Origin of the sequence: Kutzneria chonburiensis (assembly GCF_028622115.1) — a bacterium.
Classification (GTDB): Bacteria; Actinomycetota; Actinomycetes; order Mycobacteriales; family Pseudonocardiaceae; genus Kutzneria; species Kutzneria chonburiensis.
In genome coordinates this window covers 8,829,295-8,844,461 of the sequence record NZ_CP097263.1, presented here as the reverse complement: position 1 = coordinate 8,844,461, position 15,167 = coordinate 8,829,295, and the positions used below count along the sequence as shown (strand labels likewise).

The window sequence follows — 15,167 nt, the reverse complement described above, 5'->3', positions numbered from 1 at the left end:
TCACCATCCGTCACTCCAGTTCGCGTTGGAAAGCCAGCGCGCCCTCCGAACCGGCGGCCGCCCTGGCGTCCACTATCCGGCACAGGACAGCCGTGTCCGCTGTGTCAAGGTGGCCGGCGGCATGGATCTCCCGGAGCCACGACACCAGCCGCTGCGACATCAGATTCCATTTGGTCATGCTCGGGCCGATCATGCGCTCCACCCACCGCAGTCCCGTGGTCGTCTGCCACGGGAGCGGTGCTGTCCGGACCAGGCCGATGAGCAGGTCGACCGCGATGCCTTCGCCGCTGACCAGCGGTATCCAGCGGTCGATCAGATGCGTCAGCGCCTCGGGTGCGATCCAGCGGCACGCGGCCGCCGCGATGATGTCGTCCGGATCCTCACGCTTGACGCCGAGAGCGTCGTAGAGGGGCTGCATTTCGATCGATGGCTTGATTTGCATCAGCGGATCGGCCCTGGACACTCGCGGCTCGGGCACGAGCGCGGCCACAGCCATGCGGTAGTCGTCGCTGTCAGTGGGGATGTCAAGGTCCAGGACGGATTCCATGACTACCGGCCACACTGCCGGCAACGCCCGATACAGTTCGGAGTCAGTGGCCTCACAAGCCAGGTCACGCAGGAAGGCCCCGAGTTCCCATAGGTTGTCCGCCAACCCTTGAATGTGCTCGACCATCCGCCGCTCGTCCCCAGCGGCGGCCGTCGCGAACAACGCCCGCACGAGGGAACGGCAAAATTCTCCCTCGCCAGAATGGTAGAAGGATCTCCCCGCACCCAACCGACCGTTGACCTCTTCCCGGTAAGAACTGAGGAAAACATCGAGCCGAGGTTCGATTCTCGCCGCAACACAGCTACCGCAGCGAACCGCATCGAGACACGCCGCAATCGATCCGGTCAACGACGACCAACCCTGGCTGTGCATAAAGTTCTCGATGACCCGCCACACGATTTCATGAGCACAGCGCGGTGTCGCACACAGTTCGAAACAAGGCGCCTCCCACAGCGACTTAAGAGTGCACCCAAACGCGTAATCAAGCCCATTCAGGATACTCGCAGCCTTTACAACCAGAGCCTCTTCCAACCGCTCCCGATCGAGTTCAACCACAGCAAAGGACGGTAGCAACAGGGCAACAAGCGCAACACCGGACTGTTCATCAAGGCCAAACCCACTGCCATCGTGACCATCAAGGGCCTTGGACACGAGACGGTCGGCAGCCCAGAGCACATCGTCAAGGCTCAGATCAGCATGGCCGTGGCCATGATAGATAACGGCAGCGGTGGCCACATCGTCGAGGTAGTGATGCTCCGATCGATCGAGCCACTGCGCATCCGAGACGCTGCGCGCGAATGCCAGGTCGCAAGCCAGGTCTGGCAGTGTTTTCACACGAAATCTGGCGTACCTCAACACAAGACCGGTGTACTTGAACATCAACCCGGACAGCCTCTTCCTCACTACCTGACCAGGATCAACGTCCTCGATCGGATGATCGGCCTGGGCTTCAAGTCGGCGGGCGGCGGGCAAGAAATCGACCGACGTGACAACACCGTTCTCCCAGTTCAGGCGATAACTGTCGGCGCTCAACAGCTCCACCCACCGGTCTCCATGCGTTGCCACGGTGTAGTCGGCGTCCGACTCCTGCACCTGGCGACTCAGCTCCGACGCGACGCTCGCCAGCGCGCCCAAGCGTCGTTGATCGCCCCGACTGATGGCATCGGTGACAAGGATGGCCGCGACCATCTCCAAGCTGTGGCCGGTGTCCGACCGACCAAGGCCAAGTCGACGATGTTCGTGCTCCATGGCCCACAACGCCGGCTGCGCTAGCCAGCAGTCGAACTCCGACGTCACCGTTTCAAGGTTGTTCATCAGCAACTGGATGACGAGCCTCGGCACGGCAAGGTTCCCACAACCACGAACCAGGATATCCACGACGTCACTCAACGGAGTATCTGATCCGAGTAGGTCCTCAGCGAACCAGCGCAGCGCGAACAGCCCATCACAGTACAGACCACGGTTGGAGCGATGGTCCGCGTATGCACCCCAGGTAAAGATGTTCCCATGGCAGAGCCGGGACGAGCCGTCCGGAAACTCCACCATCACCGCGTCCGAGGCGCCGTGCTGGCTCTTCTCATTCAACAGCCGCTGTATCAGCGGAGTGGTCCGCTGCCCGTCCACACTGGACAACGCCGCGAGAGCCTCACAATCGATCGGCGACCGATCGAGATAGTAGGCCTCGGTGATGTCGAACAAGACGTCGAACCGGTTGTGCGCCATAGACCACAAGGCCTCTGAGCAGTCCATCATCGACATTAGATGCCAAGTGTCCTGCGCCAGTGCCTGCCGTAGGAATGCCTCAGCCCGATCGTCGAGGTCGGGGCCAAGCAATGCAAACACCCGCACCGCAAACGAATCCTTGGTGGTCGGCCGCGCGGCGAGCAGGACATCGCGAACCTGCTGGCGCAACGGATGTGCATCACGCAGATCCTCCGCTGCTCCCCGCAACCACGCTATGACGAGCTTCTCGACTTCGTAGTCGATGACCAGCCGACCGCCTTCGTCAAGGCTGGGGATGGGTTCTTCGCACAGGGCCAGCTTGACCAGCGGAGCCTGCAACGTCGTGTCTCCCAGGACGCCGACACTGTAACGCTGTACGGCGATGCGGAGCAGGGTCACGCGCTGCTCGGTGCTCAGCGCTGGCCAGATCGCGGAAAGGTCGGCCTCGGCGGTGCCGAGGGTCAGCAACGCCTCGAAGGGAAGTTCGGCCCAGCGTTGGCCGTACTGCGCGGCGATCTCGGTGAACGCCTGGGCCAACAGAAGGCAGGCGGAGACGGAGTCAGCCAATACGACCTGGCAAGCGAGGCGGGCGGCTCGCAGGAGCCAGCGGGGTGCCTCGGCGCCGGCGATCAAGGACATGCCTTCGACCAGAAGCAGTTTAGCGGCGGCCAGGTCACGGATCAGGTCGCCGGCGAAGACAGGGCCGCGATGCCATGCGTAGGTCGGCGCTGCGGGCGGCAGAAGGCCGTCGGAACGGAGCGAGGGCAAGGACGACGGGTCGACAGAAATGGTGCGAACCGCGCCGGGCAACAGCTCCCGGCGGGCCAATGTCAGCAAGGTTTGTTCACGTGAGTCCGGCGAACAGGCGGTCGACCGCCGCACCAAGCCATGCCAGATCGCTACGAACACGTCGGCTTCGGACAGGGCCCGGTCGGGCAGCGCGGAGGCGACGCCGGCACGGAGGACAAGATCCACGAGACCGGGACGGCCCAGCACCCAGGTCGATCTCGGGTCGTCGGCGAACCGGGTCAGCCCAGCGAACGCGTCCGTGAGCTGGCAGATCTCGTTCTCACCCAAGGCATGCACTACGTGCTCAACGGGCCTAGCTCCATCCAGACCAGCCGCACGTCGGGCCGCCATCAGGCACCGGGCAACGTCGGTCAGTCCATCCAAACGGGTGACCGCTGCGACGCCAAGACCGGCGCGTAGCGACGCGATCGCGAGATCGGTCAGCATCACCTCCCGGCCCTCCACCGCGGCCTCGGCGCCGTCGATCACCAGCAGACGGACCTCGGCTGAGGTCTCGGCCAGCACATCTACCAGCCCGGAGCCGAGCAGCGCCTCCAACTCGACCATCGTCTCCGGCAGATGACGCAGGCTAAGGGCGGCGACGCCGGCCCCGGCGAACCGCAACTCCTCGACCACCCGCAGCGTCAACGCTGATTTTCCGACATCCGGGTCGCCCGTGACGATCATCGTGCCGGCACTGGTGCCGGCTTCGGTCAGCGCCACGCCGAGGTCCTTCCTGGCTGCCTCGCGATCGATCTCGAGGGTTCGCTCAGCCGTGGTCAACTGCGCGCGGGTGTGATCACGCAACTGGGTCGAGAGCCGCCGCAGCACCGACCATCCCTGTCTGTGCCGGGACGGACCATCCTCGAGCAGGTCGCCCAGCCTCCGACGCAACATGACCGCGGTGACTACGGCGCCGCCTTTCACATACGCGCAGGCCAGCGTGAACAGTTGATCGAGGACCTGGTTGGCCGCACTCAGACTCCCCTGCGGGGAGATGGTCCGGAGCCGACCGACCATGGCCGTCCGATCGTGCTGCTCGATGCCCTCCAGATAGCTTTCCAACGGCCACAGCGCAAACAACAGGCGCCAGGTCAGCTCCTCCACAGGCACCGTGGTCTCGATGGATCCAACCGCCTTTGCGACCATCTTGTCGAGCTGAGCCAGTCGGTTGCGCAGCTTGGTCTTCTTGAGCCGCACCGCGCGGAATTCCTGGTGGTCCGGCATGTTGCGGGCGAGGACGGACAGCTCGGCCAACTGCCGCAGGTCGGTGTTGTGGCTGGCGACGACGAGGCCAAGACGCCACCGATCGTCCTCGATCTCCGCCCAGTGCTCATGCACGACAGCGAGATAGGAACCGAGCAGTGCCATCGTCTTCTCGTCGCTGGGCACAAAACTCGGAGCTCGCCGGACGCCGATCGAGAGCATTCGGCGCCGGCCGCCCGGCAACTCGCCAGTCACGATGATGTCGTCGACGGTGCTCACGTCGGGTCGCTGGAACGTGATCTGCACCGGTGAAACAGTGTCCCCCAGCATGGGGATCGGGTCGCCGAGCAGCAGTTGCGCCAGCAATATCGTGGCATACCGGTGTTCCAGTATCGTGCCACCGCCGCCGCCGGAATAGGCATCGACGGTACGCTGCTCACTCACTCGGCTCATGCTATCCGGCCCTGAAACCGACCAATCCTCACCCGGCGCGGTGCAGGCGGCGGTAGTCGCTGGGCCGGGAACCGGTCTCCCGGCGGAAGATGACGCGGAAGTTGGCGGCGGAGCCCATGCCGGCGGCGCCGGCGATGCGGTCGACGGACCAGTCGGTGGTCTCCAGCAGGCGCCGGGCAACGAGGATGCGTTGGAGTGTAAGCCACTTCATCGGCGGCAGGCCGGTTTCCTCGTTGAAGCGGCGGATGAAGGTGCGGCGGGACATGGCGGCATGACGGGCCATGGCGTCGACGGTGAGCGGCTGGGCCAAGCGGGACAGGGCCCATTCGCGGGTCGCGGCAAGATCGGCGTTGGGCGGGGAAAGCACGTCGGTGTACTGGGGTTGCGGGCCGAGGCGGGCGGGCGAGGCGACAGCCTCACGGCTGGCGGCCTGGGAGGCGTCGACGCCGAAGTCCTCACGGATGAGGTGCAGGCAGAGGTCGATGGCCGCGCCGGCGCCGGCCGAGGTGAGGACGGTGCCGTCCTGGATGAACAACACGTTGTCCACGACCTTGGTGTCCGGGAACAACTTCTGGAGCTCGGCGGCGTAACGCCAATGGGTGGTGACCTGACGGTCGGCGGTGATCCCGCTGGCGGCCAAGGCGAACGTGCCGGTGCAGATGCCGACGATGGTCGCGCCACGGTCGTAACTGCGGGCGATGGCGTCGAGGAAGGACTGCGGCAGCCGCACGTACGGGCCGTCGAACCCGGGCACCACAACAACATCGGCGCTGTCGACGGCGTCGAGCGGATGGGTCGGCACGATCACGACACCGTCCACCAGCCCGGCCGGCCCAGGATCGCCGGCCGACAGCAGCTCGTAGCCGGGCTGGTCGCCGAGGATGTTGGCGGCGATGCTGTAGTCCAGCGGGCTCACCAGCGGCGGCACCAGGATCGCGATCCGGCGGGCCATCCAACACCTCCCCACAATCCTCGGGCTGGCACGATCCTTGGCATCAACGGCACGGTTTCCGCTGTTCCGTGGTCTCCAGCGACTCCTACCGTCACCACCATGACGACAAAGCAGGTGGAGAGTTTCGGTGTCTCCTGGGAACAAGCCTACGGATACGTGCAGGCGGTGCGACACGGCGACACCATCTACGTGTCCGGCCAGCTCTCCCACGACGGCGAGCACATGGTCGCGCCGGCGCCGCTCGACGAGGACGGCCGGATCACCTATTTCGGCGACATGGCCGACCAGATGACCCAGACCTACGCCAACGCCAAGACGCTGCTGGCCCGCTTCGGGGCGTCGCTGGACGACGTGGTCGAGGAGGTGATCTACGTGCTGGACGTGGACGCCGGCATGGCGGCTGCCGGCCCGGTCCGCAAGGCGGCCTACGGCACGGAGAACCCGCAGGTGGCCAGCACGATCATCGGCGTGACCCGGCTGGCGCTGCCGCCGCAGCTGATCGAGATCAAGCTGATCGCCAAGGCATAGCCCGGGGTATCGCGAGGGTCTCGGTCTCCGGCTCGGCCGCCTCGACGACCATCGCCGACAGCATGTTCACACAGTGCTGGGCGGTCGGCCGGCGGCCCGGCTCACGGGCGGTCATGGCCCGCAGCAGCCCGGCCAGCGGCCCCGGCAGCTCCTCCGGGACCTGCGGGTCGCGGCTGAGCCGGAGCAGCGCGGCGTCGAGCTTGTTGGGCCCGTCGTACTCACGGTGGCCGGTGATGCACTCCAGCAGCACCAGGCCCAGCGCGTAGACGTCGACGGCCGGCCCGAGCGCGCCGCTGAGGATCTGCTCCGGGGCCAGGTAGGCCGGCGTGCCGATGACCTCGTCCACCGCGGTCACCCGGGACTGCCCGGCCAGCAGGGCGATGCCGAAGTCGCTCAGGTGCGGCATGCCCTCCTCGTCCAACAGGATGTTGGACGGCTTCACGTCACGGTGCACCACGCCCTGGGCGTGCACGTGGGCCAGGGCGTCGGCCAGCAGCGCGACCAGCACCACGGCCTCAGCGGTCAGCATCGGGCCCTCGCGCAAGCGCTTGCTCAGGCTGAGGCCGCGGATCAGCTGCATCACGAGGTACGGCCGCCCCTGGTGGATGCCGCCGTCGTACACCGCGACCAGGCGCTTGTGGTTGACCCGGTCCAGCGCGAGGGCCTCGTCGGCGATCCGCCGGCAGGCGACGTCGTCCAGGTCGGCCGGGAACAGCTTGACCGCGACCTGGCGGTCCAGCTCCTCGTCGTAGGCGTCGTACACCTCCGTGCCGACGCCGCGCCCCAGCAGGCCGTCGACCTGGAACCGGCTCGGCAGCGGCTGGCTCGACGGCTGGTACGCCACGTACGGGCGCTGTCGCATCCGGTTCACCTCCCCACTCGGCAAGTGCTTATAACGATACGGTGCCGAATGGCGTAGTGAACTCGGGTTGTGACATGTGGATCACTTCTTCGCCTGGGGCAGCCTCGCTTTCCTCCCGGTGCCACGGGCCGACGGCGGCGGCACGACCGGCCCGATGTCGCCGTCCGGGGCCTCGTCCAGGTCGACGATGACCGGCGCGTGGTCGCTGGGGCCGCTGCCCTTGCGGGCATGCCGGTCCACCCAGGCCGCCTTCACCCGGCCGGCCACCGGACCCGAGGCCAGCACCAGGTCGATGCGCATGCCCAGGTCCTGGTGGAACATGCCGGCCCGGTAGTCCCAGTAGCTGAACACCCGTTCGGTCGGCCACCGCTCGCGGACCACGTCGTGCAGGCCCAGGTCCACCAGGGCCTGCAAGGCGGCGCGTTCCGGCGGGGTCACGTGCGTCTGGCCCACGAACGCCGCCGGGTCGAACACGTCAGCATCCGTTGGCGCGATGTTGATGTCGCCGCACAGCACCGCGTCGGCCGGTCCCTTGGCGACTACGTCACGTAGCGCGGCCAGCCACTCCAGCTTGTACCGATAGTGGTCGGAGTCCGGCTCACGCCCGTTCGGCACGTACAGCGAGTGCACGCGCACGCCCCCACAGGTGGCGGCGATCGCCCTCGCCTCCTGGTGCGGGAAGCCGGGCGCCCCCTCGATCCCGACCACCACGTCGTCCAGGCCGACCCGGGACAGCACGGCCACCCCGTTCCACCGCTGCTCCCCCACCACGGCGATCTCGTACCCGCGCTGCGCCAGCTCCTCGCCGAGCAACGCCGTGAACGCCTCCGTGGACAGCTTGGTCTCCTGAAGGCACACCACGTCCGGCCGCCGCTCGTCCAGCCACGGCAGCAGCCTCGGCAGCCGCTGCTTCACCGAGTTCACGTTCCACGTCGCTACTCGCACCACATCACCGTAACCACGACCCCCGACAAACACCCCTGGATGTGCCACATGCGCTTCCCATGTGGCACCAGGGCGCACATGGGAAGCGCATGTGGCAGTCGAACCGTCAGGCCGGCCATTCCCACCGCGCGCCGTAGGCCAGGCCGGGAGTCAGCTGGTGGAAGCGCACGTGGATCTCCCCGGCCCGGTCGACCGGATGCTCGTGGCCGTCGTGCAGCGGGTCCTCCCGCGACGCCCCGCGCAGCGCGAACACCGTCGGCGGCTCGCGGTCCCGGTCGAACCGCACCCGCAGGTCGAACCGCTCGCACGGCCGCCGCGGCACGCACAGCAGGTACGGCATCGCCTGCCGGGCCGGCAGCCGGAACCGCAGCGCGACCTCGTGCCGCTCCTCCTTGGACACCGGCGCCGGCAGCGTGAGGGTGAAGCCGCCGTCGGCCGGCACGAGCGTGCCGCCGTAGAGGACCTGCACGTCCGTCTCGGTCAGCGGCAGCGGCGCCACCAGCTCCAGCTCGCGCAGGCCGTCCTGCTCGGCGATGATCCGTCGCTGCTCCAACACCTCCGGCCGGTCCTGGTCCAGCGCGACGGCCACGGTCAGCTCGGCGGTCCGCCACCCGCCGGACCGGTCGCCCGGGACCACGGCCAGCTCGGCCAGCTGGTTGACGGCGTCGTCGACACGGCGGCGGACCGTCCGCTCGTCACGGTCCATGCGCGCCGCCACCCACAGCATCCGCTGCTGGTAGAGCGGCTGCCGGGCCTCGGGTTCGAGCCCGAACGCGACCAGCGTGGCCAGCCGCAGGTCCGCCGGCAGCTGGTGGATCAGCTCGGTCAGCCGCGTGGTCAGCTTGCGCCGCACCGTCACCGGCCCGTCGCTCTTGTCGATCTCGCACGCGGCCCTGATCGCCGGCCCGATCCGGTGCTCGATCCGGCCCGCGTGCACGCCGCGCCCCTTCCGCAGCGACTTCAGCTCACGCACCAGATCCAGATGCCCGTTCATCCTGCCTCCCCGTGAATTCGCGGGACAGCGTCCGGCGGGCGAGTGGACCGGAAGTGGACACGGCGTGGATGCAGCACCGTGGCGGCCAGCGCGGTCCCCAGCCGCACACCGCCGAGGAACACCCGGGCCGTGCCGATCCGGGTCAAAGTGTCCGGATCGGCCGCCCCCACGCCGAAAGCGACCAGCTCGGGCCGGGTCAGCCGAGCGTGCGCGGCCGGCCACTCGGCGGCGTCGGCCGGGCGGCCGTCGGACACGAAGAACACGATCGGACGAAGGGGTCTTAGCCCGTTGTCGTTGAGAGCGTTCACGTCCTCCTCGACGCGCGCATGGAGGAAATCGAACACAGGCCCGAAGAAGGTTGCGGCACAGGGACTTTGCTCGGCGACGTCGACAATTTCGACCACCTGGCGCAAGGGCTGGAGCACCCACGGCGTCCGGGCCATGCCGATCACCGAGACCCGGATCCGTGCCGCGGCAACCGGATCCGCGTGCGCCGCCGCCCGGAACTCGCGTAACCCGGCGCCGAGCTCTCCGATGTAGTCGGTCATGGACGACGAGAAATCGCACACCACGTAGCAGGGCAACACATCGGCTTCCACCGCGGCAGCGTGTCGGGCCGACGTCGAAAGATCGTGGACGGAACGGGGATCAGGCCGGCACCCGGACGGGCGCTTGCGCCGTGACTGCCCCGACAGCAAGCTCGAACGCCGGGGAGGCCGCGTGGAGTTTCGGATGCTGGGGCCACTGGAGGCATGGCACGACGGTGTGCCCGTGCCGCTCGGTGACCAGCAGCAGCGCTTCGTCCTGGTGGTGTTGCTGTTGCACGCCAACAAACCGGTGTCGCCGGAGCGGCTGACCGAGACGGTGTGGCCGGGCAACGCGGAACGCCGGTCGCTGGTCCGGACCTACATCAAGCGGTTGCGAGAGACCTTTCAGGACTTCGACGACGTGGCCATCGAGACCACGCCGACCGGCTACGTGCTGCGGATCGACGAGGACCGGCTGGACACCCTGCGCTTCGACCGCCTGCGCGAGGAATCGTTGCGTACCAGCGATTCCCGCCAGCAGATCGCGTTGCTGCGGGCGGCGGTCGAGCTCCACCACGGACCGTTCCTCGAGGACATCGACATCGACCGGGTCGGCGGGGCCTCGGTCGTGTCACCGGACGACGCCTACCTCGACGCCGTCGGCGACCTGGCCGAGTTGGAGCTGGCGGCCGGTGATCACCGCTCGGCGCGGGACCGGCTGCGGCCGGTGGTGCAGGTCGACCCGTCACGTCAGAAGCACGCCGAGCTGCTCATGCGGGCGCTGCTGGCCGGCGGCGACGACGTGGCGGCAATCCGCATTTTCCGGGACGCCGCCGCCGCTTTGGCCGATTCCGGGCTGGAGGCCGGCCCCAAGCTGCGCAATCTGGTGGCCCGGGCCGAAAAGGGCGAGCCGGCCGGCTCGCTGCCGTCGCGGCCGGGTGGGTTCACCGGCCGGGCCGCCGAGCTGGACACGATCATCGGCGCCGGTGGGCCGGCGGTGTGGGTCAGCGGGGCGCCCGGTTCCGGCAAGACCGGGCTGGCGATCGAGGCGGCCTACCGGCTGCGTGATCGTCATCCCGATGGGCAGTTCCTGTTGTCGCTGAACGGGTTCACCCCCAACGTGCCGCCGATGACCACGTCCGAGGCGTTGACCCGGCTGCTGGTCGAGTTCGGCGTGCCGCCCGAGCAGATCCCTGCGACGGAGAGCGCGAAGGCCGCTCGGTACCAGCAGGAGCTGTACGGCACCCGGCGCTTGGTGGTGCTGGACAACGCTTTCTCGCCGGATCAGGTCCGACCGCTGCTGCCGCAGATGGACGGCTGCTTCGCGATTGTCACCAGCCGGCGGATGGGCGACCCGGACACCGGCGAGCCGGTGCGGCTCTCGCCGCTGCCGCCGGAGGACGCCGTCGCCATGTTCCGCGTGCTGACCAGCCCGCATCGGGTTCGCGGCAAGACGGCCGAGGTCGCCGAGGTGGTCAAGCGGTGCGGGTACCTGCCGGTGGACATCAAGGTCGCGGCGGCGATGTTCCGCCGGCACGATCGGTGGCCGCTGGAACACCTGGTGCAGCGGTTGAGCGGCGGCGCGGCGGTCGAGGCGTCGTATCAGCAGCTGGATCCCGCGCAGCAGGCGACGTTTCGACTGTTCGGCCATGCCCCCGGGGATCTGCACGTGACCGGCGCGGCGGCGCTCGTCGACCGCGATGTCGCGTTGGTTCGACTCCTGCTCGACGCGCTGCACGAGGTGTGCCTGCTGGAGGAGATCGCGCCGGACCGCTATCAGATGCTGGATCCGTTGAAGGAGTTCGCCGCGGCCCAGCCACAGTCCACATCGGACGCATTGTTGCGGCTGCTCGACTACTACCTGGTGGCACTGGGCCGGGCCATGGCCGCCGGCTATCCGCTCGGCCAGCAGCCCACCGTGGACAGACAGTCGAGCGCCGCGCCCACCTTCGCCGCCGGCGACACAGCGGTGGCGTGGATCGCCGCCGAGCGAGGCAACCTGGTCGCCGCGATCCGCTACGCCGCGAACAACGGCCTGCCGGAACACACGTGGCAGCTGGCCGTGCTGATCTGGCGTTACTTCAACACAACCAACCAGTTCGAGGACTGGATGGGCACCATGCGGCTGGCCCGCGAGGCCGCCACCGGCGATTACGGACAAGCTCATGTGCTGCTCAGACTGGCCACCGCGCACGACCGCGTCGGCAAGGTGAGCGAGGCGCGGGCGCTGGCCGAGCAGGCGTTGCCGCACTGGCAGCGACTCGGCGACGTGCGGGGCGAGGCCGCCACGTTGTGCGCTGTCGCCATTCCCACCATGGAGCTCGGCGACCACGAGCTGGCCATCACGCATTTCGCTGCCGCGCTGGAGAAGTACCGACAGTGCGACGACGTTCGCGGGCAGGCGCACGCGTTGAGCATGCTGGGCTACCTCAACCATCTCCGTGGCCGACAGGAAACCGCACTGGAGCAGCAACACGCGGCCGCTGTCATGCTGCGAGAGATCGGCCACGGGCCGGGCCTGGCCCACTCGTTGAACAATCTCGGTGCTGTGCAACAGGAACTGGGGCTACTGACCGAGGCCATGACCAGCCATACCGAGGCGTACGAGCAAGCCCGCGAGGTGCACGACGACTGCGCCACCGCCCATGCGCTGAACAACATCGGCAACGTCCACCGCCGACAAGGCCGCCTGGCCGAGGCAATGCGCTATCAGGAGCACGCCAAGGCCGTGGCAACCGGTGTGGCCGACGCCGATCTCCGAACCCAGCTGTACCATGATCGCGGCGACACCGCGCTGGCCGACGCGCGCCTCGCCGACGCACACCGCGCCTTCCTGGCCGCCCTTGACCTTGCGACCGGCATGGGCAATCGGATCTATCAGGCTCATGCCAACCGTGGTGTCGCGCGAACCTTGCACGCCCTTGGCCACCACGCGAACGCCGTGACGCACTGGCGTGACGCCGAGCAACAGTTCGCCGATCTGGGGCTGCCGGAGGAAGATCTGGTTCGCGCGGAGCGGGCCGCCCTGTCGTGCGCGTGCCGTTAGTGCCCGTGCAGCACGCGGCTCAGCGACGGATGGAGCTCCCGGACCGTGCGGTGCCCGCGCCAGCGGCCCAGCGTGCGGGCCAGGTCGCGGAGGTCCATCCGGACCGTGGCCGAGTCCACGTGGGCGACGTCGTCCAGGGTGTCGGCCAGGGTCAGGCAGCTTTGGTCGATCTCGCCGGCCAGCGCGTGGGCCAGCGAGCGGCGAACCCCGAACCGGGCCCGGTTGCGGCGGGACATGTCCGGCAGCCTGGTCAGTTCCACCTCAAGGACCTCGGCCGCCTCACCGGTGCGGCCGAGGTCGCACAGGGCCCAGCCGCGGGCCAGGCCGATCGGATCCGGTGCGGTTGAGCCGAGAACCGGATAGCGTCGATCGTCCTCAGTGGACTGAGCGAGCAGTTCCATGGCCCGGTCCATCGCGCTCTCGCAGGCGTGGCGATCGCCAGCCAGTGCGTGCCCCTGGGCCTCACGGCGTAGCGCCAGACCCAAGGTCCGCGCGGTCGGGCTACCGACGCGTTGGGCCTGCCGCGCCAGGTCGATCGTGCTCACCGGATCGTGCCGGTAGAGGGCGAGGCCGGCCTCGCGGACGAAGGCGTAGCTCTCGATTTCGGTGTCGCCACCGGCTTTCGCCAGTTCCGACGCCCGCCGGGTCCAGGCAAGGGCACCCGGCTCGTCGCCGGCCTCCTGACACATCCAGCCGGTGTACTCGGCGATCCTGCCGGCCAGCAGCAGCAACCTCGACCGGATCGGCTCCGGGTTCTCGCCGGCCAGCGCGGTCACAGTGCCAACCTGGGCACGCAGCGATTCCAGCACCACCACCGGGCTGGTGCGCGCGCCCAGCGCCCGCAGATTCTCGAACGAGGCCCGCATGCCGTCCAGGACGCTGTCGTCCAGCATCGGCCTCGGGCCGCCGGCCAGCGTCAGGCCGCCGGTGAGCGCCAGCATCGTGCCGGCCGCCAGCACCTGCCGGCGGTCCAGTGTCGGCCGCTCGCGGGCCGCCGCGATGAGCCGGCCGTCCGCGCCCAGCACCGCGTCGCACAGTTTCGCCATGGTCGGATTGGGCGGCTTCAGATCGTTCTCGATCTTGCTGAGATAGCCCTTGCTGTAGTTGACCCGCCGGGACAGTTCCCCCATCGAAATACCGGCAGCGTCACGGCACGCCCGCAGCTGTGCACCAAACGATTCGGTCACGGGTTGCCTCCCCTGACGGCGTCGACCAATTAGACCACAATGACGTGACCGGCCGCGAGCATTTCGCGGCCGGTCATTTGTGTGATCAGTCGTGCCAGGGGTTGCCGCCGTCGGTGGTGGCGCTGGTCGTGGTGGGCGGCGGGGTCGGGTCGCCGCCGTCGAGGCGGTGGACCGCGCCGCTGGCCGGCGAGCCGAAGACGATGCACAACGCGACCAGTGCCGTCGCGGCGGCCGCGAGCAAACGGGACACAGAAGTGGACATGACAAATCCTCCAGGCAAGGGAAATTGATTGCCGAGGCGTTGATTTCCGGGATTTCCGGCGCCCACATCAAGGATTCATCGCGTCGATTATCGGAACAATGAGGTGACCGTTTCCCGTCGTCACGGGAAACGGGAAACGGTCAGTGACTCGGAATCGTGTCGAGCACTCGGCCGTGTTCGGCGGGTTGCACGACGGTCACGGTCGGTTGATCCACGGCTCGTCCACTTCCCGTCGACAACCGGCCCGGATCCTGCTGTCGCCCAGCCAATCGGAGCAGTGGAGGTCGGAGTGGACTACGACGTTGCCGTGTCGTTCGCCGAGGAGCAGCGGGACGCGGTCGGGGTGTGGGTCGAGGCGTGGCGGCAGCGGGGGCTGACCGTGCTGCACGGGCCCGAGCAGACGCATGAATGGTGGTCCCACAAGGAAAGCGGCGACCTGCCCGACGCGCGGGTGCGGTTCTTCGTGCCGTTCCTGGCGTCCGTGGACGATTTCGCGTCGGCCATGTTGGGGGCCGTGAAGTCCGGGGACGAGCACGTGCTGCCGGTGCTGGTCGGTTCCGTTGCCGTGCCGGGAGGTCTGCTGCACCCGCACGTCGCCTACCTGCGCGATTCCGACGGTCTCACCGAGTCGCTGGCCGCTCGCATCGAGGCGTCGTCCTGTCGGCTCCCGTCGCCGACATCATCGCCGCCACCAAGGACATCGCTGAGCCTGTGGCCGTTCCCGCGACCTTCAGCCGTTACGCCGAGCAGGACGCCGCCCTGCGCTACCTCGGCGAGCAGTTCGCCGCCGCCCTGCCCGGTCTCGGCCGTCGCGGCTTCGCCGGTTCCGTCCACGTCGGTGACTCTCGCATCGCCGTGCGCGTCGAACGGGCCGGCGACACCGTGTACGCCTTGGACATCCAGCGCGGCGGCATCGGCGGCGACGAGACCGTCAACTTCGTCGTCGGCCGCCACGACGCCGGCAGCGCGTGCAGCAACGGCTGGGCGCGACCCGTCTACGACCTCGCCGCCGGGGCCGCTGTGCTTGAGCTGCACGACCTTTCGTTGCTCGGCCGCGGCACCGAGCCCCGTTCCTACCGCCGCGAGGAGCTTTTCGCCGCCCTGTGGCAGCGCATCAACACCGTGCTGGCCTCAACCGTGAGCTGAC

At 68.3% G+C, this 15,167-nt stretch carries 11 protein-coding genes; 3 read left to right on the top strand and 8 right to left on the bottom strand.

Annotation, left to right across the window (positions count from 1 at the left end):
• Positions 1-10: 10 nt before the first annotated feature.
• Together M3Q35_RS41060 and M3Q35_RS41055 are read right to left on the bottom strand one after the other, a co-directional pair.
• Entirely contained in the window at positions 11-4,708 is a 4,698-nt protein-coding gene (locus M3Q35_RS41060) for a hypothetical protein (RefSeq protein ID WP_273937971.1), read from the bottom strand.
• Between the two features lie 37 nt (positions 4,709-4,745).
• Positions 4,746-5,669, bottom strand: coding sequence for a GlxA family transcriptional regulator (locus M3Q35_RS41055; protein WP_273937970.1), 924 nt, complete (start codon positions 5,667-5,669; stop codon positions 4,746-4,748).
• A 99-nt stretch (positions 5,670-5,768) separates the two neighbouring features.
• Between M3Q35_RS41055 and M3Q35_RS41050 the strand changes: the two genes are divergently transcribed.
• Positions 5,769-6,197: a RidA family protein gene (locus tag M3Q35_RS41050; RefSeq protein ID WP_273937969.1), complete on the top strand. Its 429-nt coding sequence runs from the start codon at positions 5,769-5,771 to the stop codon at positions 6,195-6,197.
• On the opposite strand, the gene M3Q35_RS41045 is transcribed toward M3Q35_RS41050, so the two are convergent.
• The 4 genes from M3Q35_RS41045 to M3Q35_RS41030 form a co-directional block, all read right to left on the bottom strand.
• Positions 6,175-7,059, bottom strand: a complete 885-nt coding sequence (locus M3Q35_RS41045; protein ID WP_273937968.1) for a serine/threonine-protein kinase — start codon at positions 7,057-7,059, stop codon at positions 6,175-6,177. The genes M3Q35_RS41050 and M3Q35_RS41045 overlap by 23 nt on opposite strands.
• Positions 7,060-7,140: 81 nt before the next feature.
• Positions 7,141-8,004 (bottom strand): exodeoxyribonuclease III, encoded by an 864-nt coding sequence (locus M3Q35_RS41040; protein ID WP_273937967.1) that lies wholly within the window; start codon positions 8,002-8,004, stop codon positions 7,141-7,143.
• A gap of 106 nt (positions 8,005-8,110) precedes the next feature.
• Complete coding sequence (locus M3Q35_RS41035) at positions 8,111-8,998, bottom strand: hypothetical protein (RefSeq protein WP_273937966.1); 888 nt, start codon at positions 8,996-8,998, stop codon at positions 8,111-8,113.
• Entirely contained in the window at positions 8,995-9,597 is a 603-nt protein-coding gene (locus M3Q35_RS41030) for a vWA domain-containing protein (protein ID WP_273937964.1), read from the bottom strand. The genes M3Q35_RS41035 and M3Q35_RS41030 overlap by 4 nt, the downstream gene beginning before the upstream one ends.
• Before the next feature lie 133 nt (positions 9,598-9,730).
• On the opposite strand from M3Q35_RS41030, the gene M3Q35_RS41025 reads away from it, so the two are divergent.
• Positions 9,731-12,571 (top strand): AfsR/SARP family transcriptional regulator, encoded by a 2,841-nt coding sequence (locus M3Q35_RS41025; RefSeq protein ID WP_273937963.1) that lies wholly within the window; start codon positions 9,731-9,733, stop codon positions 12,569-12,571.
• On the opposite strand, the gene M3Q35_RS41020 is transcribed toward M3Q35_RS41025, so the two are convergent.
• On the bottom strand, positions 12,568-13,758 hold the full coding sequence (locus M3Q35_RS41020) for a helix-turn-helix domain-containing protein (protein WP_273937962.1): 1,191 nt from the start codon (positions 13,756-13,758) through the stop codon (positions 12,568-12,570). The genes M3Q35_RS41025 and M3Q35_RS41020 overlap by 4 nt on opposite strands.
• Before the next feature lie 85 nt (positions 13,759-13,843).
• The gene (locus tag M3Q35_RS41015) at positions 13,844-14,020 is read right to left on the bottom strand and encodes a hypothetical protein (protein ID WP_273937961.1); all 177 of its coding nucleotides are present in this window, start codon (positions 14,018-14,020) and stop codon (positions 13,844-13,846) included.
• Between the two features lie 711 nt (positions 14,021-14,731).
• Between M3Q35_RS41015 and M3Q35_RS41010 the strand changes: the two genes are divergently transcribed.
• Positions 14,732-15,166 (top strand): hypothetical protein, encoded by a 435-nt coding sequence (locus M3Q35_RS41010; protein WP_273937960.1) that lies wholly within the window; start codon positions 14,732-14,734, stop codon positions 15,164-15,166.
• Position 15,167: the final 1 nt, after the last annotated feature.